Source organism: Gottfriedia acidiceleris (genome assembly GCF_023115465.1).
In the GTDB taxonomy this organism is placed as follows: Bacteria; Bacillota; Bacilli; order Bacillales; family Bacillaceae_G; genus Gottfriedia; species Gottfriedia acidiceleris_B.
Genome location: NZ_CP096034.1, coordinates 1,210,015 through 1,230,752 on the forward strand (window position 1 = coordinate 1,210,015; position 20,738 = coordinate 1,230,752).

General features: G+C 31.7%; 24 protein-coding genes and 1 other annotated feature. Of the genes, 16 read left to right on the forward strand and 8 right to left on the reverse strand.

Features of this window, described 5'->3' with window-relative positions; translation table 11 throughout:
- Window positions 1-3: 3 nt before the first annotated feature.
- A complete protein-coding gene (locus tag MY490_RS05705) occupies window positions 4-648 on the forward strand; it encodes a TetR/AcrR family transcriptional regulator (RefSeq protein WP_248268357.1) in 645 nt (214 codons plus the stop codon).
- 258 nt (window positions 649-906) lie between these two features.
- Window positions 907-1,140 (forward strand): YrhC family protein, encoded by a 234-nt coding sequence (locus MY490_RS05710; protein WP_248268358.1) that lies wholly within the window; start codon window positions 907-909, stop codon window positions 1,138-1,140.
- 72 nt (window positions 1,141-1,212) lie between these two features.
- Here MY490_RS05710 and sigK read toward each other — a convergent pair whose 3' ends face one another.
- Window positions 1,213-1,932, reverse strand: coding sequence for an RNA polymerase sporulation sigma factor SigK (gene sigK / locus MY490_RS05715; protein WP_069035122.1), 720 nt, complete (start codon window positions 1,930-1,932; stop codon window positions 1,213-1,215).
- Between the two features lie 259 nt (window positions 1,933-2,191).
- Window positions 2,192-2,418: a binding site (T-box leader), on the forward strand.
- A gap of 103 nt (window positions 2,419-2,521) precedes the next feature.
- Here sigK and MY490_RS05720 point away from each other — a divergent pair.
- From MY490_RS05720 to MY490_RS05730, 3 genes are all read left to right on the forward strand, one after another.
- Entirely contained in the window at window positions 2,522-3,607 is a 1,086-nt protein-coding gene (locus tag MY490_RS05720) for a bifunctional 3-deoxy-7-phosphoheptulonate synthase/chorismate mutase (protein WP_248268359.1), read from the forward strand.
- Window positions 3,608-3,643: 36 nt separating this feature from the next.
- Window positions 3,644-4,744 (forward strand): prephenate dehydrogenase, encoded by a 1,101-nt coding sequence (locus MY490_RS05725; RefSeq protein WP_248268360.1) that lies wholly within the window; start codon window positions 3,644-3,646, stop codon window positions 4,742-4,744.
- A 220-nt stretch (window positions 4,745-4,964) separates the two neighbouring features.
- Window positions 4,965-6,197 (forward strand): aminopeptidase, encoded by a 1,233-nt coding sequence (locus tag MY490_RS05730; protein WP_248268361.1) that lies wholly within the window; start codon window positions 4,965-4,967, stop codon window positions 6,195-6,197.
- Between the two features lie 66 nt (window positions 6,198-6,263).
- On the opposite strand, the gene MY490_RS05735 is transcribed toward MY490_RS05730, so the two are convergent.
- On the reverse strand, window positions 6,264-6,809 hold the full coding sequence (locus MY490_RS05735; protein WP_248268362.1) for a GNAT family N-acetyltransferase: 546 nt from the start codon (window positions 6,807-6,809) through the stop codon (window positions 6,264-6,266).
- Between the two features lie 158 nt (window positions 6,810-6,967).
- Here MY490_RS05735 and MY490_RS05740 point away from each other — a divergent pair, with 158 nt between their 5' ends.
- Window positions 6,968-7,420, forward strand: coding sequence for an SRPBCC family protein (locus MY490_RS05740; RefSeq protein ID WP_248268363.1), 453 nt, complete (start codon window positions 6,968-6,970; stop codon window positions 7,418-7,420).
- 62 nt (window positions 7,421-7,482) lie between these two features.
- Here MY490_RS05740 and crcB (MY490_RS05745) read toward each other — a convergent pair whose 3' ends face one another.
- The 4 genes from crcB (MY490_RS05745) to MY490_RS05760 all read right to left on the reverse strand — a co-directional run bounded on the left by crcB (MY490_RS05745) (window position 7,483) and on the right by MY490_RS05760 (window position 10,458).
- Window positions 7,483-7,842, reverse strand: a complete 360-nt coding sequence (gene crcB / locus MY490_RS05745; RefSeq protein ID WP_248268364.1) for a fluoride efflux transporter CrcB — start codon at window positions 7,840-7,842, stop codon at window positions 7,483-7,485.
- Window positions 7,839-8,228, reverse strand: coding sequence for a fluoride efflux transporter CrcB (crcB, locus tag MY490_RS05750; RefSeq protein ID WP_248268365.1), 390 nt, complete (start codon window positions 8,226-8,228; stop codon window positions 7,839-7,841). The genes crcB (MY490_RS05745) and crcB (MY490_RS05750) overlap by 4 nt, the downstream gene beginning before the upstream one ends.
- A gap of 51 nt (window positions 8,229-8,279) precedes the next feature.
- Window positions 8,280-9,041 (reverse strand): CPBP family intramembrane glutamic endopeptidase, encoded by a 762-nt coding sequence (locus MY490_RS05755; protein WP_248268366.1) that lies wholly within the window; start codon window positions 9,039-9,041, stop codon window positions 8,280-8,282.
- A gap of 799 nt (window positions 9,042-9,840) precedes the next feature.
- Window positions 9,841-10,458 carry a GTP pyrophosphokinase gene (locus MY490_RS05760; RefSeq protein WP_248268367.1) on the reverse strand — a complete coding sequence of 206 codons (618 nt, stop codon included), beginning with the start codon at window positions 10,456-10,458 and terminating at the stop codon, window positions 9,841-9,843.
- A 301-nt stretch (window positions 10,459-10,759) separates the two neighbouring features.
- Here MY490_RS05760 and MY490_RS05765 point away from each other — a divergent pair, with 301 nt between their 5' ends.
- The gene (locus MY490_RS05765) at window positions 10,760-11,539 is read left to right on the forward strand and encodes a phosphatidylserine decarboxylase (RefSeq protein WP_248268368.1); all 780 of its coding nucleotides are present in this window, start codon (window positions 10,760-10,762) and stop codon (window positions 11,537-11,539) included.
- Window positions 11,540-11,667: 128 nt separating this feature from the next.
- On the opposite strand, the gene MY490_RS05770 is transcribed toward MY490_RS05765, so the two are convergent.
- Window positions 11,668-11,808 (reverse strand): sporulation histidine kinase inhibitor Sda, encoded by a 141-nt coding sequence (locus MY490_RS05770; RefSeq protein WP_069035227.1) that lies wholly within the window; start codon window positions 11,806-11,808, stop codon window positions 11,668-11,670.
- 260 nt (window positions 11,809-12,068) lie between these two features.
- Here MY490_RS05770 and MY490_RS05775 point away from each other — a divergent pair, with 260 nt between their 5' ends.
- From MY490_RS05775 to MY490_RS05805, 7 genes are read left to right on the forward strand one after another with little or no spacing between them, the layout of a single operon-like run.
- Window positions 12,069-12,590: a YqeG family HAD IIIA-type phosphatase gene (locus MY490_RS05775; protein ID WP_069035111.1), complete on the forward strand. Its 522-nt coding sequence runs from the start codon at window positions 12,069-12,071 to the stop codon at window positions 12,588-12,590.
- Window positions 12,587-13,696: a ribosome biogenesis GTPase YqeH gene (gene yqeH / locus MY490_RS05780; protein ID WP_248268369.1), complete on the forward strand. Its 1,110-nt coding sequence runs from the start codon at window positions 12,587-12,589 to the stop codon at window positions 13,694-13,696. Before MY490_RS05775 ends, yqeH begins: the two co-directional genes overlap by 4 nt.
- A gap of 23 nt (window positions 13,697-13,719) precedes the next feature.
- Window positions 13,720-14,556, forward strand: coding sequence for a shikimate dehydrogenase (gene aroE / locus MY490_RS05785; protein ID WP_248268370.1), 837 nt, complete (start codon window positions 13,720-13,722; stop codon window positions 14,554-14,556).
- Window positions 14,550-14,840 carry a ribosome assembly RNA-binding protein YhbY gene (gene yhbY, locus MY490_RS05790; protein ID WP_098846366.1) on the forward strand — a complete coding sequence of 97 codons (291 nt, stop codon included), beginning with the start codon at window positions 14,550-14,552 and terminating at the stop codon, window positions 14,838-14,840. The genes aroE and yhbY overlap by 7 nt, the downstream gene beginning before the upstream one ends.
- A gap of 37 nt (window positions 14,841-14,877) precedes the next feature.
- On the forward strand, window positions 14,878-15,465 hold the full coding sequence (gene yqeK, locus MY490_RS05795; RefSeq protein WP_248268371.1) for a bis(5'-nucleosyl)-tetraphosphatase (symmetrical) YqeK: 588 nt from the start codon (window positions 14,878-14,880) through the stop codon (window positions 15,463-15,465).
- Window positions 15,458-15,814, forward strand: a complete 357-nt coding sequence (gene rsfS, locus MY490_RS05800) for a ribosome silencing factor (RefSeq protein WP_248268372.1) — start codon at window positions 15,458-15,460, stop codon at window positions 15,812-15,814. The genes yqeK and rsfS overlap by 8 nt, the downstream gene beginning before the upstream one ends.
- Entirely contained in the window at window positions 15,811-16,554 is a 744-nt protein-coding gene (locus tag MY490_RS05805) for a class I SAM-dependent DNA methyltransferase (RefSeq protein ID WP_248268373.1), read from the forward strand. Before rsfS ends, MY490_RS05805 begins: the two co-directional genes overlap by 4 nt.
- A gap of 270 nt (window positions 16,555-16,824) precedes the next feature.
- Here the strand turns inward: MY490_RS05805 and comER are convergent, their stop codons facing one another.
- Entirely contained in the window at window positions 16,825-17,640 is an 816-nt protein-coding gene (gene comER / locus MY490_RS05810) for a late competence protein ComER (protein ID WP_248268374.1), read from the reverse strand.
- A 90-nt stretch (window positions 17,641-17,730) separates the two neighbouring features.
- Between comER and MY490_RS05815 the strand changes: the two genes are divergently transcribed.
- Both MY490_RS05815 and MY490_RS05820 read left to right on the forward strand, forming a co-directional pair.
- The gene (locus tag MY490_RS05815) at window positions 17,731-18,348 is read left to right on the forward strand and encodes a helix-hairpin-helix domain-containing protein (RefSeq protein ID WP_248268375.1); all 618 of its coding nucleotides are present in this window, start codon (window positions 17,731-17,733) and stop codon (window positions 18,346-18,348) included.
- Window positions 18,349-18,371: 23 nt separating this feature from the next.
- The gene (locus tag MY490_RS05820) at window positions 18,372-20,699 is read left to right on the forward strand and encodes a DNA internalization-related competence protein ComEC/Rec2 (protein WP_248268376.1); all 2,328 of its coding nucleotides are present in this window, start codon (window positions 18,372-18,374) and stop codon (window positions 20,697-20,699) included.
- Window positions 20,700-20,738: the final 39 nt, after the last annotated feature.

Below are 20,738 nucleotides of genomic sequence, written 5' to 3' on the forward strand. Positions count from 1 at the left end.
GGAGTGTTACCAATTAAATTAGAAGAGTTTTTTCCAAAAGAAAAATTACAAGAAATGAATGAAAAAGAAATAAAAATACTTGAAGCTGCAATTGAAATTTTTGCAGAAAAAGGTTTCGTTAGTACATCGACCAATGAAATTGCAAAAAAAGCAAATGTTGCTGAAGGTACTATTTTTCGTTACTTTAAAACAAAAAAGGATCTATTAAAAAGTATTATCAAACCGACATTAGTAAAAACAATAGCTCCTTTTGAAATGGATCGTTTTTCTAAAGCAGTGTTCCATTTAGAGTACGAAACATTTGAAGATTTTCTTAATGCGCTTATTAAAAATCGCATGGAATTTGCAAAGAAAAATAAAGCAGCTGTAAAAATAATCATACAAGAAATGCCATTCCAAGACGATATGCAAGAAGAGCTAAAAAAACTCTTTAAAGATAAAATGTACCCTAAAGCAGCCACTGTATTACAATCGTTTATCGATAAAGGACAAATAAAAGAACGACCGATACCGACAATATTACGACTAATTATCTCAACAGTAGTTGGTCTAGTTATCTCTTCAATCGTCCTAGAAAATACACCTTTTTGGAACGAAGAACAGGAAACTGAACGTACAATTGAGTTTATTAAGAATGGTCTAAAATAACTTATAGCTTACATTGTGAAAAAATTGAAAGGGATTTTAAATAATTCCTTTCTTCTTTGTGTGGAAATAAGTACTCGTAATATTTTAGCGATATAGTTTTAGTAAGAAAGCATAACGCGAAAATCAATAAGACCATACTTAATTCATTGACAATAATACTTACTAATCTCTACATGTACTACCTATTATTACCTTTACTTTTTTAGTATAAAGTATGTTAAAGTTATTAAGTCAACAAGAAGGGAAGGTGTAGTATTCGTGAATTTAAAAAAGCTACAGGCAAAAGTTAACGATTTTAAAACATTTGGAGCAATAACAACAGCATTGGCTACTTTTTTCTATATCGGGACTCTCCTTCCAAAGGACGGATTAACCCAACATAAAATATTAATAGTCGAGAGTATGGTTTTTACAATGCTGATTATTGCATTAGGTTTCTTTCTGACATCCAATTATTTTAAACGAAAAATACAAAAAGAAGAGCAAGCATAAAACCACTAAAAATGAATCACTCCAATTGTTAGATCTGACTAACAATTGGAGGTCATATTCATCTTTAGTGGTTTATTTTTTATCTTTTTTCTTTTCTTTTTCAGCTCTTAAAAACTCGTGGTACATTTTCATTAAAGCGCGTTTTTCAATTCTCGAAACATAACTTCTTGAGATTCCTAATTTCTTTGCAATTTCACGTTGAGTTAGTTCCTTATCCATATCAATACCAAAGCGCTGAATAATTACATCCTTTTCACGGTCGTCTAGAATCTTAATATATTGCTTGATTTTTTCTAATTCCATATTAAGTTGAATTTGATCAACTACATCTTCTGTCTCAGTTTTTAATATGTCTAAAAGTGAAATTTCATTGCCTTCTTTATCTTGACCTATTGGATCATGAAGGGAAACATCTTTTTTTGTTTTCTTTAAAGCACGTAAATGCATAAGTATTTCGTTCTCAATACATCTAGCTGCATATGTCGCTAATTTTGTTCCTTTACCTTGAACAAAGCTCTCAATTGCCTTTATTAAACCTATTGTGCCAATCGAAATTAAATCTTCAGCATCTTCTCCGGTATTTTCAAATTTTTTAACAATGTGAGCAACAAGTCTTAAATTATGTTCAATTAATAAATTTCGTGCTTCTCCATCTCCATTTGCCATACGATTTAAATAGAGCGTTTCTTCGGCTTGTGAAAGCGGTTGAGGGAAGGCATTATTTTTAACATAGGAAACAAACACAAACACTTCTTTTAAGAAAAGACTTAAGGCGGTAAATAAACCAGGCATATAATCACTCCTAAGGAAGGTAAGGTTAGTTGTTATTTATATATTTATGTAATGTACAAATTCTGTGTGTCTGTACCATAAAAAAAATGTAAGCAGTGTAAAAAAAATGTTGAAAATAGTAAGCGCTACCATTTCAATAACGATGTATCTTTTTTAAAATCGTTACATATTCTAGAAAAAAATGCATTGACAGCCTATTTAAAAGTGCTTTATAATCCATTTTAATAACTTTTTTAAAGAATCTTTCGACAATTAAATATTTATTGCGTTGATAAGGGCACAGTAGGCATAACTTCCCTGTTTAAGAGAGCTGACGGAAGCTGCGAGTCAGTACATAAGGTATGCTGAATTACATTCTTGGAGCAATTTCTATTTCATTTAATGAAAATAGAAACGGTCATTTTGATCGTTAACAAAATGAAGGTGGTGAACAGAGTTTTTGTTCACAACTAGGGTGGTACCGCGATTAAATAATTCGTCCCTACTGTTTATTCAGTAGGGACTTTTTGTTTTCATTTTTTACATACTTACTTCTTGATAAAAGAAGTGGTATTTGAATAGACATTTAAAATTTGAGGAGGAAAAAGAAATGAGTACAAATAATGAGTTAGTGCAATTACGTGATAAGGTTGATGAGATTAATTTAAAAATCGTTGAATTATTAAACGAGCGTGGAAAAGTTGTTCAAGAAATTGGTCAGCAAAAGATTAAACATGGTATTAAGCGTTTCGATCCAGTTCGTGAGCGTGAAGTTTTAGATATGATTGCAAATGTAAATGAAGGCCCATTTGAAACTTCAACTTTACAACATATTTTCAAGACAATCTTCCAAGCAAGCTTAGAATTACAAGAGGATGATCACAGAAAAGCTCTTTTAGTTTCAAGAAAGAAAAAGCCAGACAATACAATTGTTAAAGTGAAAAATGATATTGTCCTTGGTGATGGTTCTCAATCATTTATTATGGGGCCATGTGCAGTTGAGAGCTACGAACAAGTACGTGCAGTAGCACAAGCTATGAAACAACAAGGTTTAACAATGATGCGAGGCGGTGCATTTAAACCTAGAACTTCTCCATATGATTTCCAAGGACTTGGATACGAAGGACTACAAATTTTAAGAGAAGTGGCAAATGAATTCGATTTAGCAGTAATTAGTGAAATACTAAATCCAAATGATGTTGAAAGATCTTTAGAATACGTTGATGTAATTCAAATTGGTGCACGAAATATGCAAAACTTTGATTTACTGAAAACAGTAGGTCAAGTAAATAAACCAGTTTTATTAAAACGTGGACTGTCAGCAACAATTGAAGAATTTATTAATGCAGCAGAATACATTATTTCACAAGGAAATGACCAAATTATTCTTTGTGAAAGAGGAATTCGTACTTACGAGAAAGCTACAAGAAATACATTAGATATCTCAGCAGTACCTATTCTGAAGAAAGAAACACATTTACCAGTTGTTGTAGATGTAACACATTCAACAGGTCGTAAGGACTTACTATTACCAACAGCAAAAGCAGCATTAGCAATTGGAGCAGATGCAATAATGGCTGAAGTACATCCTGATCCAGCAGTTGCATTATCAGATTCAGCTCAACAAATGAATATCCCACAATTTGAAGAATTTATGTTTGAGTTAAAAGACTTCCGTGCAAAACTTCAATCATAAATAAAATTACTTAATGAAGGATAGGCGGTGAATGCCTTGAAAAAGAACGTCCTTTTAATTGGCACAGGATTAATCGGAGGCTCAATTGCCTTGGCAATAAAAAAAGTTCATGATGTAAATATAATTGGATATGATATAAACGAAAAACAACTTGAAATTGGTAAAAGAATTCAAGTTTTAGATGAAATCTCGGTACAGCTGAAAGACTGTGCCGAGAAGGCTCATCTAATCATTTTTTCTTGTCCTGTAGAGGAGTCAATAAAATATATACATATGTTAAGTGAATATGAACTTAAGAATGATGTCATATTAACTGATGTAGGTAGTACGAAAAGTGAAATTATGAGGCATTCGAAAACTCTTACAGATAAAGGTTATTGCTTTATTGGAGGTCATCCAATGGCAGGATCGCATAAAACGGGTATAGAGAGTGCAAAAGTTCATTTATTTGAAAATGCATATTTTATTTTGACACCAAGTGAAAATACTAAAAATGAACAAATTGATGAATTAAAAGAATGGCTTAAAGGAACAGGTTCACATTTTGTAGTAATTGATGAAGTAACACATGATCAAATCACCGGAGTGGTAAGCCATTTTCCACATCTCATTGCTTCTAATCTTGTTAAGCAAGTTAAATCTTATTCGAAGGACGAGCCTTTAGTAACAGCCTTAGCTGCCGGCGGGTTTAGAGATATTACTAGGATTGCATCAAGTAGTCCAAAAATGTGGACTGATATTGTGATTCAAAATAAAGATACATTGCTTTCATTAATTTCGAATTGGATTGATGATATGAAACAAATGTATCAGCTAGTTGAAAGTCAGGATAAAGAAGATATCTTTCATTATTTCAAGGAATCAAAAGATTTTAGAGACAACATGCCAGCAAAAGCAAATGGCGCCATCCCAAGTTATTTTGATTTGTATGTAGATGTTTTAGATCGTGTTGGTGAGCTTGCTAACATTACGACAATCTTATCGATTCACCAAGTTAGCATTACGAATCTGAGGATCATAGAATCACGTGAAGGGTTACCAGGTGTACTAAGAATAAGCCTTCAAACAGAAAATGACAGAGTTAAAGCTGAAAAATTCCTAAATGTTAATGGTTATGAGACCTACATTGTTTCATAAAAATTTTCAGGCTTATTTACGCATTAAAAGCACTTCTGAAAGGTGCTTTTTTTGGGTTAAAAAGCGACAACGAGATTAAGTATTTCACTAGTTTGCCAAAGTCACTCTGACATTTCAAATAAAAATGAATAGTCAGTCTCTTTTATGTATTAATTTTCTGAACTTTATATTATAATTTAGTAGGTTAGGTTTTTAAATCGTTAAACATGGAGGGATATCAATGTCTCAGTTTGAAAAATCATTAGAAAAATATGCTGAACTTGCGGTAAAAAGTGGTGTTAATATCGTACCAGGACAAACATTACAAATAAATGCGCCAATCGGAGCTGCAGAATTCGTACGTAAAGTTGTAAGATTTGCTTACGAAGCTGGAGCTAAAAATGTAAACATCGATTGGAATGATGATGTAATTACACGTACTAAATATGAACTAGCTCCTGAAGAAGTTTTTGGAGAATTCCCAGGCTGGAAAGTAACAGCTATGGAAGAATTAGCTGAAAATGGAGGTGCTGTTTTATCAGTAATTTCACCAAATCCAGAATTATTAAAAGGGATCGATCCTAAACGTATTGCAACTTTTAATAAAACAGCTAGCAAAGCACTACATAATTATCGTGAATACATGATGGCTGATAGAATTCGTTGGTCAATCGTAGCTATTCCATGTGTTGAATGGGCTGAAAAAGTTTATCCAAATGAACCAATTGATAAAGCGATGGAATTACTTTGGGACTCAGTATTCAAAATTTGCCGAGTAGACAATGAAAATCCAGTTGAAGCTTGGGTTAAACACAACGATTTCTTACAAGAAAAAGTTGTTCAATTAAATGACAAACGATACAAAACACTACATTACACAGCACCTGGTACTGATTTGAAACTTGATTTAGTAGATAATCATGTATGGAAAGGTGGCGGAGCGAACAGTGAAGATGGAAAATGGTTTAATCCTAATATTCCAACTGAAGAAGTTTTCTCTATGCCACATAGCCATGGTGTAAATGGTACTGTTCAAGCGACTTTGCCATTAAATTACGGTGGGAATTTAATTGAGAATTTCTCTTTAACTTTTAAAGACGGTAAAGTTGTTGATTTCACAGCTGAAAAAGGCTATGATACTTTACAACATTTATTAGATACTGATGAAGGTGCTCGCCGTCTAGGTGAAGTAGCATTAGTACCACATGATTCACCAATTTCAAATACAGGTTTAATTTTCTTCAACACATTATATGATGAAAATGCTTCTTGCCACTTAGCATTAGGCAAAGCATATCCAAACAATATGAAGGATGGAGAAAAATTACCTTCAGAAGAGCAAGAAAAATTAGGAATTAACCAAAGTTTAACGCACGTTGATTTTATGATCGGATCAGCGGAATTAAACATCGATGGAATTAAAGAAGATGGTACAGTTGAACCAATCATGAGAAATGGTAACTGGGCATTTTAATAGTAAATAAAAAGAAAAGGGGTGTCTCGAAAGATTTTTTGAGACTCCCCTTTATTTTTACTTTTCTTAAATTGTTTGAAATTGATCGTTACTTCTTAAAACAGTTATAAAACCATCTAATATTGTATGACTAACAGAGAATCCTTTACGTTTATAAAATTCTAGAGCGTCTTCATTTCCATTTGAAACATAGATAAAATAATCCTCTACATCATCAAATTGTTTTAGCCAGTTCATTGACAGTTTGAATAATACAGAGCCTACTCCATATTTTCTATATTCTTCTTTAATGTAAAATTGTGATAAACATCCAACATTCTTTTTATGGACTGAAGAAAGGTCAAAAAAAGTTGCAAATTCGCTTGAGTATACTTCTTTTGGAGAAATATTTGAATAAACGTAACCAACGATTTGATCTTCATCTTTTACGATAACAATATAATTATGTATAGCTTTTTTTACTGAAGGAACCATACGTGTATCGAAATTCATACTATCAAACAACTCTGGTTTTATCTTCGCTTTTGCCTTCTGAAAAGTCATTAATTCATTACATAAATCTCTACATAATTCAATGTGATCCTCGTCAATCACTTCATAAGTTAAATTCATATTTTCACCTCTCATTGAAATTGATTTTTTATTAATTTTAATATATATAATCTTGAAATCAAATGAAATAATAAGTTGACCATTTTTCGGTATATAATGGAAGTGTCATCTAGAATCAATTCATCATTCTACACATAAAACAAATGGAGGATGAGAAAATGGAAGATCTTAAGTATGAGATTTATATTGGAGCAAAACCAGAAGAGGTGTGGAACATATTTGTTTCGCCAGAAGGAACGAAAGTTATCTTTTTTGGTTGTATTTTAAAATCAACATTTGAAGTCGGAGCACAGTATGAATATATCGGACCAGGAGAAGCTGGAGATCATACAGTGCATGTTTATGGGGAAATTCTAGCATTTGAGCCTCATAAAATGATGAGCTATACAGAACATCCTGGCCCCGTTTACCGTGAAAATCATGCTGAATTAGAAACTAGAATTACACTTACACTTGAAGAGGTGGGCAAATGCACAAAATTAACACTAGTAAACGACCAATGGCCAGAAAATCACCCTTCATATGAAAATACGAAATCTACCTGGCCAATGATTTTAAGTAATGTAAAAACATATGCAGAGACCGGAAAAACATTGGATTTTGGTTGGTAAAATTGAAAAAATAAAAAAACCTCTGGGAACAGAGGTTTTTGTTTTAGATTTAATTTTATGTTTCATCTAATGATATGAAAACCGACATATGCACTACAAATACTAATAATAGTAGATAAAATGATATAAGATAAAGCAGTTTTATACTTTTTTGCAAGCAATAATTGAATCGATTCGTAACTGAAAGTAGAAAAAGTTGTAAATCCACCTAAAATTCCTACCCCAATAAACAGCCACATTGTAGTAGAAATGGATTTATCAAGATATAAATGGTTTATTATACCTAAAATAAACGATCCCAGTATGTTTATAACGAAAGTTCCAAAAGGAAAATTAGTTTTAAGATTTTTATTAACATAGTTTCCAAGGGCATAGCGAAAAATTGCTCCGATTCCCCCACCTATTCCAACAATAACAATCATGATGAGGTATCTCCTTTTACTTTATTGAATTTCTCAGCCGCTTTAAAACCAAGATACGCCAAACTTATTCCGATCACTATACTTGAGATGATATAGACTAAACTTACTAGCAATTTTTTCTCATCTATCAGAATTACATTTTCAAGTGAAAAAGTAGAGAATGTAGTGAATGCTCCAGTAAATCCAGTTCCGATTAGTAAAGTATATTCAGGTTTTAATTTAACTTTAGCCATCGGTAAAAAGAAACCTAAAAAGAAGCATCCAATGATATTAATTAAAAATGTTTGAATTGGAAATCCATTTGAAAGTGGATGGATTGATAGACTTATCATGTAACGAAGAATTGCGCCAAAAAATCCTCCGATTAGTATAAATATATAATTCATAATACACCTCATAAATACAATATAAAAACGCCCCTAGGAGCGTTTTATTTGTTAGTTTACAATAAAAAAAGCAATAATTGAAACTAAGTTATTTAAAAAATGGGCAAAAATCGTAACTTCGATTTTTTTTGTTTTGATATAGATAATACCAAAAATCAAACCAGCTAAAGAATAAGATAGTAATGCATAGATTGAAAAACCAGCAAGCATATGCAATAAACCAAACCCAAATGAACTTACAATTAAACCAATAATCGGCGAGTTTTTAAAAATCGATCCAATAATTAACTTACGTGTAATCCATTCTTCTTTAATTGGTGCAAGAATAACCGCAGATATAATCATAAGGACTGGATTAGTCCGCAATAAGCCTTCTACTGCTTTTTGGTTATCTGGCGTAGCAATTGAATAATTGAAATGTTGAAAAATAACATCAAGAAGATGTGAAGAAGCCATAAGAACAACGTATGCTCCTAAAACGATCACAACATCAATCACATTTATATTTATTCGTCTTAAAGTTAGAAGTCCTTTTTTCTTCGTATAATAATAGAGCCATAATAAGCTGAGGACACCAAAAATAGAATCCGAATAAATTGATACGGTATTTACAATATTATCAAATTTTTTTTCTGTAAGGTTTATATCCGCAACACTAACAAAAATCATACCCCATATTGAAGCAATCAAGATTAGTAAGTTCAAGCCAACAATAAATATTAAAAAATAGTAGCCAAGTGTTTTTAAGGCGGACTTACGTTCATTCGGAATATTTTCTGGAATGATTGTTTTATAGTTTAATTCATTATCCAAATCGGCTCCTCCAATTTTTTGATCTATGTTCATAAACTTTCTAATTTATATTTATACTAACATATCCTATTTTATCTTAAATTTAAAGCTGAAAGAACTAGAAATAGAATATATGAGTCTAATTATTTTAAAACCTAGGTTATTTAATATATGAAAGATTGAGTGCATTATATGAGTTGAGAATGTACCAAAACATAATTAAAAAACAAGGTATGTCAATATACCTTGTTTTTCATGCTGTTGAAAAACTACCTTGTCAATTAATTATCAAATTTTCGTGAAAGGAGTAGAGTGATGTTGATTTCCATTACAGGATGCTCGCTTTCCATGGGGCGAGATTCTCTAGCCTCCTCGGCAAGCCTGCGGGGTCTCAGCCTTCCCGCTTATCCCATAGGAGTCGAGCATCCCTCCATTCCAATCAACTTATTCATCAAGAAATGTCTGCGATAAACCCTAATCAAATAGCCTTTCCTTAGAGTAATCTAACTGTTGTATCTTAATCAGATTGTAGATATTATCTAAAAAAGCTCATAATATTTTTAACAACTAAAAAATTCAATTCTATTGAAATAATGAAATTGCTCAAACATATTAACATTTAAAACCATTAAAAAGATTATTCAAAAAATGCTAATTTTATCATTATCTAATGTTCGCTTAAATTCCGTTTTCCCTATTGACGATTTTATATTTCAACACTCTGAAAAACAAGGTATGTCAATATACCTTGTTTTTGTACTAATTTAATTATAGGAATACTAGGAAAGAAAAGAGAGTCTAGCCTTAGTTTTTGCTGCATTCAGTTCAACTGTTCTACTTGATCTCTAATCATTTCCATTTTATAGTCTAATGAATTTACAGTTGCGGAAGCTTCGTTCAGACTTTCGATAATTGCTTTTGGTACCTTTTTATTGTATTTATAAAAAATCTTGTGTTCGAGGCTTGCCCAGAAGTCCATCGCAACTGTTCTAATTTGGATTTCCACTTTTACTCTTTTCGTTTCTGAAGCAAGGAAAATTGGAATTTCAATAATCATGTGAAAGCTTTTATAGCCATTTGGTTTTGGTTTTTTTATATAATCTTTTAATTCTATTATATGGATATCGTCCTGTTGTTTTAATAGTTCATAGATCATATAAATATCACTAATAAATGAACAACTAATACGAACTCCAGCTATATCATTTATATAATTTTCCAAATTATATTGTGTTAGTTCTAAACCTTTTCGCTCAAGCTTTTCTATTATACTGTCAGGTTTTTTTAAGCGCGATTTTACGTGTTCTATTGGATTATGACTATGAGTTAAAGTAAATTCTTCATTTAAAATTCTAATTTTAGTATTGATTTCATCTAACGCAAATTTATATATTAAAAGTGTGTTAGTCCATTCACCTAAGCTTTGATCTTTCAACATAGGCAACCTCCTAATGTATATTACATCAGTAATTGTACCAGTTTAATGTGAACTCAGTGTGAAATCTTGGTGAACAGTTAGTGACAAGTAAAATACAGGGATTTTAAGTGTTCTAAGTAAAGGGAATAGTAAAGGGTAGTAATGACAGGATTATTAGACAAGTTTTAAAGAAGTAGTTAGTGCAAATTATATTAGAAGAATAAACAATTTATAGCAGCGACAGTAAGACATTTAGGGTTTTGTTAGTTTTGGAATAATATGTTATAAATTTATATATATAATTTTAGTTAGGAGTATATTGATGAAACAGAGTTTTTATCGTTTGTTTATAGAATTGACGAATAATCGTTTTACTTCGGGCCTTTTGCGTAGGCTTGCTACCTCTAAATTTAGTAGGGTTTTTATTAATCCATATATTAAAGCGTTTAATTTAAATATGGAAGAAAGTAAAGAGACTGTTTTTCCTACTTTACACGCTTTGTTTACTAGAGAATTAAAGCAAAATGCTAGACCGATTCATGCTGGTGAAAGTGAATTAGCTTGTCCGGTAGATGGTGTGTTAGAGTCTTGTGGGAAAATTGAAATGGATATTAAATTTGTCGTTAAAGGAAAGACATATAGCATTATTGAGATGTTAGGTTCAAAGGAAATGGCAGATAAATATGATGAGGGTTATTATATGGTATTGTATTTAAGTCCTAGCCATTACCATCGTATACATAGCCCGATCGAAGGCGAAATTGTATCACAATTCGAGTTAGGTGCTAAATCTTATCCCGTGAATAAAGCAGGATTAACGTATGGTAAAGATCCACTTTCAAAAAATTTTCGAGTTATTTCAGAAGTATTATGCTCTGAAAACAATAAACATGTTGCAATGATTAAAGTTGGTGCTATGTTTGTTAACACAATCGTAGTAACGAAAAAAGAAAAGCGTTTGAAAAAAGGTGAAGAAGTAGGGTATTTTTCTTTCGGTTCTACAGTTGTTTTACTTTTTGAAGCTAATAGTTTTTCACCAAATCTGCAACTTCAATCTGGCCAAGCGATCAGAGTTGGACAAAATCTTGGTAAATTACACTAAGTATGCACTTTTTTTCACGAATTGAGGGCCATCGTATAGAAAGATGGTTCTTTTTCTGTTATTGTAAAGAGTGCTTGTATTTTAATTTCACTTGTATTATTTGCATATATTGAAAATAATAAAAATGTTTAAGATGTTTTTTTTATATAGTAATCTAGACCTCTTCGTTTAATTTCTTTTTCAATTAAATAAATGAAGGCAGGATCAAGCTGTAGACCTAGAGCTTTTTTGTATGACTCAAGTAACAACTCATCATTTAATTTGTACATATTATTTGCCCGGTTGGGCATTCACCTCCGAGTGAGAAAAGTTTTTTGAATTTCTTCGTAAACTTAATGTATCAAATTTTTAAAAATAGAACAATCGTTCGTTTATCCACAGTAATAGGTGGATAAGTTGTGGGTAAATTGTTTATATATTCTGAAAAGGTAGGTTCTTGGACTTAGGATAATGTGTATAAGATTTATCCACAGTTAGAATGATTGTAGTTATTTGTCGAACGATTTTAAGAATATATTGAGGTGTAATAATGTTTAATAAATTTTTACCGAGTGAAACTGTTAATAATGTTTATGCAATTACGCCTGAGCATTTAAAAGGCTTAGGAATAAAAGGAATCATTACTGATTTAGATAACACGTTAGTAGAATGGGACCGTCCATTAGCTACTCCAGAGCTAACCAAATGGTTCAAAAGCATGGATGATGCAGGGATTAAAATTACAGTTGTATCGAATAACAATGCTGAACGTGTTGGAAAGTTTTGTGATCCTTTAGGAATTCCATTCATTCATCGTGCGCGTAAGCCACTGGCTACATCATATAAAAAAGCATATAAACAAATGAATTTAAAACCAAATGAAGTCGTGATGATTGGAGATCAATTACTTACAGACGTATTTGGTGGCAATCGTCAAGGCATTCATACTATTTTAGTTGTTCCGGTTGCTAGTACAGATGGAATTTGGACAAGATTTAATCGAATGGTAGAACGTAGAATCCTTTCATCCTTAAGGAAGCAAGGATTGCTACAATGGGAGGATAAAAAGTGAGTAACACAGAAGTTAGATGTATTGGTTGTGGAGTTGAAATTCAAACAGAGAATAAGAACAAGCTTGGATATGCACCTCCATCTTCATTAGAAAAAGAAGAGATTATTTGCCAACGATGTTTCCGTTTAAAAAACTATAATGAGATTCAAGATGTAGAGTTGACTGATTCTGACTTTATTCGTATCTTAAATGGAATAGGTTCTAAGGATTGTCTTGTTATTAAAGTAGTTGATGTTTTTGATTTTTCTGGTAGCTGGTTAAATGGAATTAATCGATTCGTTGGAAACAACAAAATATTATTAGTTGGAAATAAGGCAGATTTAATTCCGAAGTCAGTTAAGAAAAATAAGCTTACGCAATGGATGAGCGGAACTGCAAAACGTTGGGGACTTAAACCTGAAGGCGTTCATTTAATTAGTGCAGTAAAAGGCACTGGTATAGATGAATTAGCTGAAAGTATTGAGAAGCATCGTGCAGGTAAGGATGTATACGTAGTAGGTTGTACAAATGTTGGGAAATCAACATTTATCAATACGATGATTAAACGTTATAGCGAAGAAAATAGTAATATCATTACAACATCGCATTTTCCAGGTACAACACTTGATATGATTCAAATCCCACTTGATGATCAGAGTGATCTAATTGATACACCAGGGATTATTAATCATCATCAAATGGCTCATTACGTTGATAAAAAAGGTTTAAAAATTATCACACCGAAAAAAGAAATTAAGCCTATGGTTTATCAATTAAATGAAGGACAAACATTATTCTTTGGTGGATTAGCTCGTTTTGATTATTTAGAGGGTGGAAGACGCTCTTTTACTTGTCACTTCTCAAACGAATTATCAATTCATCGTACTAAGCAAGAAAATGCTGATGAATTATATGAAAGACATGCTGGGGAATTATTAGTCCCACCATATGGTGAACAAATTAATGAGCTTCCTAAATTAGTGAAACATGAATTTATGATAAAAGATGCTAAAACTGATATAGTTTATTCGGGGTTAGGATGGATCACAGTGAATGAACCAGGTGCTAAAATTGTTGCATATGTACCAAAAGGTGTAGCTGTAACTCTTCGTAATTCTATTATATAAGAATAATTTGGGGGCTAAGAGAAATGAAAGACCAATATTATGTAATCGGTCAACCGATTGGTCATTCAATGTCACCAACTATGCATAATGAATGGTTTGGCTCTAATCATATTTCGGGTCACTATTCTGCAAAAGAAGTTGGGATAACAGAATTAGAATCAGTTATGACAGAATTTCGTTCAACTGTAAAAGGATTTAATGTTACAGCACCACTAAAAGTAGAAATTATGAAGTATTTAGATGAAATAGATCCATTGGCTAAAGCAATTGGAGCTGTTAATACAGTTATCAATAAAAAGGGAAAACTATATGGTAAAAATACTGATGGTATGGGGTATTGTAGAGGTTTATCCTATGTTTTGAAAAATCCGATTGAAGATGAAAAAATTTTAATTATCGGTGCAGGCGGTGCTGCTAGAGCAATCCTTTATAGTTTACTGCACTTAGGTGTCAAGCATATTACAGTCACCAACCGAACGTTAGAAAAAGCAGGAGATCTACTAGATGGTAAGCTGATGCATGAAGTTAAGATTATGTCTATTTCAGATGCTGAAGAACATTTAGGTCACTTTTCTCTTATCATTCAAACAACTTCTGTTGGAATGAAGCCAAATGAAAATAGCACGCCGTTAGCACTAACTAATTTATCACCAGATGCAATTGTATCTGACCTAATATATAGCCCATTTAAAACAGTATTCTTAAAAGAAGCTGAAGAAAGAAATGCGACTATACAAAACGGATTACCGATGTTTATTTATCAAGGAGCATTAGCATTTCAAGAGTGGACGGGAATTTTTCCAAATACGATAGATGCTTACTCATTATTAGAAAGAAAACTTGGAGGAACAAAATGTTAACAGGTAAACAAAAAAGATTTTTACGTTCGAAAGCTCATCACTTAAACCCTATTTTTCAAGTAGGTAAAGGTGGAGTTAATGAAAATATGGTTAAACAAATTTCAGAAGCGCTTGAAGTAAGAGAACTTTTAAAAGTAAGTATTCTTCAAAATTGCGATGATGATCGTTATGATGTAGCGGATCAACTAGTTGAAGGTACAAACGCTGAACTAGTACAAGTAATTGGACATACAATTGTTTTATATAAAGAGTCTGAAGAAAATAAAACAATCGTACTACCTTAATATGTAAAATACCGTTAATTAGAGGAGAAGCGGATTAATGGATAAACAAAAAGCACTTTCACTTGTAAAAGAAAAACTAACAAACGGGCGTTTTACACATACTATTGGTGTGATGGAAACTGCAGTTAGACTAGCCGAAAAGTACGGTGCGGATGTAAAAAAAGCAGAGCTAGCTGCAATTTTCCATGATGTCGCAAAATGCATGCCGATTAAAGACTTAAAATCAATTATGGAAGAAAATAAACTTTCATTAAAGCTTTTAAAGTACAATAAAGAATTATGGCATGCTCCTGTTGGTGCATATCTTACTGAACATGAATATGGAATTGATGATCAAGAAATATTACAAGCAATCACATATCATACAAGTGGTCATAAAGAGATGAATTTATTAGATAAAGTAATATATGTAGCAGATTATATTGAACCTAATCGTAGTTTTCCTGGTGTAGAGAAAGCTCGTGAATTAGCGGATCAAGATTTAGATCGAGCTTTATTATTTGCATTAAAAAATACAATTACATTTTTGATTGATAGAGAGCAAACAGTCTACCCATTAACGGTTAAAACATATAACTCAATATTAAACAAAGTTAAAAGCCAGGGGGAATATAAGAATGAATGAAAAAGAATTAATGACGCTAGCTGTAAATGCTGCTGACGATAAAAAAGCTGAGGATTTAGTCGTATTAGATATGAAAGGAATCTCTGCAATTGCAGATTATTTCATTATTTGTCATGGTAATTCAGATAAGCAAGTTCAGGCTATTGCAAGAGAAGTGAAAGATCAAGCTCAACAAAATGGTAAAGATGTTAAACGCTTAGAAGGATTTGACGAAGCTCGTTGGGTATTAGTAGACATCGGTGACGTTGTCGTTCATATTTTCCATCGTGACGAAAGAAACTATTACAACTTAGAAAAACTTTGGGGAGATGCACCTTCTCTTGATGTTTACGGAGATCTTCTTTCATGACATACAATCGCTTCGCGTATTTGTATGATCAATTAATGAATGATGTCCCATATGAAAGATGGGTTCAATTCCTAGAAGATGTATTTCAAAAATATGAAATGCTTCAGCCTTTAATTCTAGATATAGGTTGTGGAACAGGTACATTGCCCATCTCATTGGCAAAATTGAATTATTCAATTAGCGGGGTTGATTTATCTGAGGAAATGTTAAGTGTTGCAATGGCTAAAGCAGAAATTGAAAAAGTTAATATTCCTTTTTTTCAACAAAATATGGTGGAATTAGAAGGGTTTGATCAATTAGATTGTGTAACCATTTTCTGTGATTCACTTAATTATTTAGAAACAGAAGAGCAAGTAAAACAAACTTTTATAAGAGTAAATGAAAGCTTAAAAGATAATGGTTTATTTTTATTTGATGTACATTCTACTTATAAAATTGAAGAAATCTTTGGTGAAGAGACATTTTTTATTGATGATTCAGAGTTAAGCTTAGTCTGGTCTTGTACGCAAGGGGAACATCCATTAAGTGTTGAACATGATTTAGTTTTCTTTATGAAAGAAGAAAATCGTGATTTATATGAACGCTTCGAAGAGTATCACAATCAAAGAACATTTCCAATAGATACTTATAAATCATTGCTAAATCAAACTGGATTTGAAGTGAAAGAAGTTATAGCAGATTTCGATGAAGCTGTAGATGATACTTCTGAACGAATCTTTTTTATAGCAATGAAAAAATAAAAAAACCCTTTAAGAAAATTCCTTTTCTTAAAGGGTTTTTTACTTTGTTAGACGTACAAAATTGAAATTTATATGTTTGTTACGGATGGAGTAAAGCAGTATAATCATTTTTAAGTTAATCAGGCAAGAAATCTCCTTCCTCAAAGCGTGTGAAGGACTTTAGTCCAAAAACGGTAGGTGGGAGATGAATTGTCTTTTTTCGTTAGAAAGACATTGGTTCTTTGATAAGTAGTTATATAAGGTTGGGGTGGTGGGAGCGGTTCACGTTAATCAAAATTGTTCCTTTACTCGCTCAATTTCCTTATCAAATTTATCATGTGTTTTTTCAAAAATTTCTTCGAATAAATCTCCTACCCGTGCTTCTAATACTTTAATACCTTCTCCAGTTATTCCACCTTTTACACATACCTTTTCTTGAAGTGTTTCAAGCGTAAAATGTTTTTGCTCAATTAGTTTTCCAAAACCAATAATCATTTCTTCTGCTAAGATCGTTGCTTGCTCTTTTGAAATTGAAGTTTGACAAACAGCCGCATCGATAAATTTTTGAAGCAAGTAACTAAAAAATGCTGGTCCACAGCTTGCGATATCCGATGAAACTCTTGTGATATCTTCTGAAATCATGACTGGCTTAGATATGTTCGAAAAAAGCTCGATTATTTGTTCCTTAATTTTGGCCGTACACCTATTCCCAAAATTAACTAACGTTACCCCACTCAAAGCTTGATTCGTAATACTTGGAATAACGCGTGCAACTTGACATGGTAAGATCGCCTCTAATTGTTCAACATTAATCGGACTAGTGATGGATATAACGCAATGTTTTTTAGTGAAATGTTTTTGTAAAGATGATAATAGTGGCTGGATTTCTAAAGGTTTTACACATACTAATACAATTTCTGAAGCCGTAATTACTTCTTTGGCTGTCTCAACAACATTTAAATCAGGATATATATTTTTTAGCTCATAAGCTTTATACATTGAACGGTTTGTAACAGTTAATTCGGAGGGCTTCACGGCATTTGATTTAATAAATCCATTGAGCAAAATAGTGCCCATATTTCCTGTACCTATGATTCCTACGTTCATGAGTACATCCCTTCCTTTGCATACATTCTCTCCTACACTATATGAAGCAAGGTCGAAAATAATGATATAAGTTAAAATGGAGGACTAATAATGAAAAAGTTAATTCATAATAAACTAGTTTGGATTTGTCTCGTAATTGTCGGTATTTTAGTCGTAAATTTTTATCAAACTGAGCGTAAAAATGAAGTAGTTTTTGCGAAGCAATCACTTGAAGAAGAAATAGTAAAGAAGAACAATGATCAGAAAAAAGAGGTTAGTAAACCAGTGAATTCGAAAGTATTTATGGTTGATGTAAAAGGAGCAATACAAAAACCAGGTGTAATCCAATGTAACGAAGGAGAACGTGTTTTTGACGTGATTAGATTGGCGGGAGGATTTAAAGAAAAAGCTGATGTTAATAAGGTTAATTTAGCTGAAAAAATATTTGACGAGATGGTCATTTATGTACCATTTCTTGGAGAAGAAACTGATCAAACTATAATTACTAATAGGAAAGAGGAAACCAAACAAGATGAGACGATTGATATAAACCATGCATCACAGTCAGAATTGGAAAAAATTCCGGGTGTTGGTCCAGCAAAAGCAAAAAATATTTTAGATTATATTGATAAAAACGGACCATTTACTTCAGTAGAACAATTAGAATCTGTAAATGGAATTGGCAAAAAATCCCTTGAAAAAATGACTCCTTATATTGTCATTCGCTAAATTAAATTATTATGAGTATTAATTTGGCTTATATTGTTTTTGTACAAATAATAACAATCGTCTTTTTTAAAAGCTTTAATTTATTCTTTGTATTAATATTACTCATTTTAATGATTTTTTTAGTCGGAAAGAAAAAATGGCTACTTTTATTAGTTTGTTTTATTTCGCTATTAATTACATCTAGTATATGTTACCTACAAAACAATAAAATGAATTCCCCTAAACCAAAGCCCTCGCAAAATCTTCGTGGTGAAATTACTTCTACTTCAATAATAGATGGTAATAAGGTTTCGTTTACATTTAAACTCCATAATCAAGAGATCTTACTTAATAGTTTTGCTAATACAAAGGAACAATTAAATGTTTTTCAAAAAAGAAAAATAGGTGAAATATGTAAAGTGGATGGTAAGGTGACAGCGCCTATAGAAAGCTCGAACCCATACTTGTTTAATTATAAGAAATACTTATTAAATCAAGGGATTCACTGGATTATTACTGCTAATCCAAATAGTTTAGGGGATTGTGAAAATGGAAAACGAACCATCATTCAATCAATAAATTATAGCCGACATGCCTTAACTAAATATGTAGAATCAAATTTTAATTCCAATACAGAAGGGTATATTAATGCTCTACTATTTGGGGACCGTTCAAAAATGAATGCAATTACAGAATCTCAATATCAAATAGTTGGAATTGTGCATTTACTTGCGATTAGTGGTTCTCATATTAGTTTATTGAGTCTTGGCATCTATTTTCTATTAATTAGAATTGGAGTAACGAAGGAAACCAGCTTATTTATAACGATTTTGTGTATTATGTCGTATGGATTTCTAGCAGGTGCTTCAGCATCAGTTGTGAGAGCAGTTATAATTGGAGTACTAGTTTGCTTTTACAAGTTAGCAAAAATGAAAGTTGACATTACTTCACTATTATTCACATCTTGTATAATCATGTTATTTGCAAAACCAAATTATATTGAAGATATTGGATTTCAATTTTCATTTGTAACAAGTTTTGTACTGGTTTTATCTTCTGAACAAATTTTAAATTACAAATCTTGGTATGCAAGGGCTCTTTATACATCGAGTATTACTCAATTAGCATCAATCCCTATATTACTTTTTAATTTTCACGAATTATCACCATACAGTATAATAATTAACTTACTTTTCATTCCTTTTATAAGTTTTATTATAATGCCACTATGTATTTTTTGCTTTGGTTTAAGTTTTATTAATTTAGAAATCAGCCAAATGGTAACATTAATGTTATCATTCTTTATTGACATGTCAGATAAATTATTGAGTATTTTCATGCAATTACCGTTCATTAAGTTGATATTTATACATCCTTCAAAAGGAATTCTGTTTATATATATAGTGTTAATATTTTTAATTTTATACTTTATGGAAAGTCAGAAAGAGAAGAAATTATTGATTAATTGCCTGATTGGATTTTTTATTCTTATTTTAGGGCATTTATTATATCCCTCTATTAATCCTGTTGGCAAGATTATGTTTATAGATGTAGGTCAAGGTGACTGTATACTGATAAAACTGCCATTTAATAAGGGGAATTATGTAATTGATACTGGGGGTAAGTTAACTGGAAAAGAAGAAACATGGATGAAGCGTAAAAAACCATTTTCAACTGGGAATGATTTATTGATTCCAATATTAAAAGGAGAAGGAATTAGTAAAATAGATAAATTAATATTTACACATGGTGACATGGATCATATTGGGGGTGGAAAGGAGGTACTACAATCATTTAATGTAAAACAATTAATCGTAGGTGACAAGACGGAATTTTCTTCAGCAGAAAAACAAAGAATTAATATAGCCATAAAAAAGGGAATCGAGATTAAAAAAATAAGCGAAGGTATGAGTTGGAAAATAGGTGCAAATTATTTTCAAGTGATTTCGCCAATTAAAGACTATGTTGGTGAGGAAAACCAAGGGTCAATTGTATTAAAGGCACATATAGGCGGAAAGAATTGGTTGTTTTCTGGTGATTTAGATGAAAATGGAGAAAATCGACTGATCTCTAAATATCCTGATTTAAAGTCAGATATATTGAAAATAGGGCATCATGGGAGCAAAACATCTACTTCCGAAAAATTTATTAAAGCAGTTATGCCTAAAATTGGCATTATTTCAGTTGGAGGAAATAATCGATATGGTCATCCAACAAAAGAAGTACTTGATCGATTAAAAAAGTACAATGTTAAAATCTTACGTACTGATGAACTTGGTGCAATAACTTATGAATTTAAAAAAGGACAAGGTACCATATTTACATTTAAAGCATATCGTAAAACAAATAACAGAAACCAAGAAGGAAATTAAAAAGACTGCCGAGGCAGTCCAGTCATTTGATTCTATGTA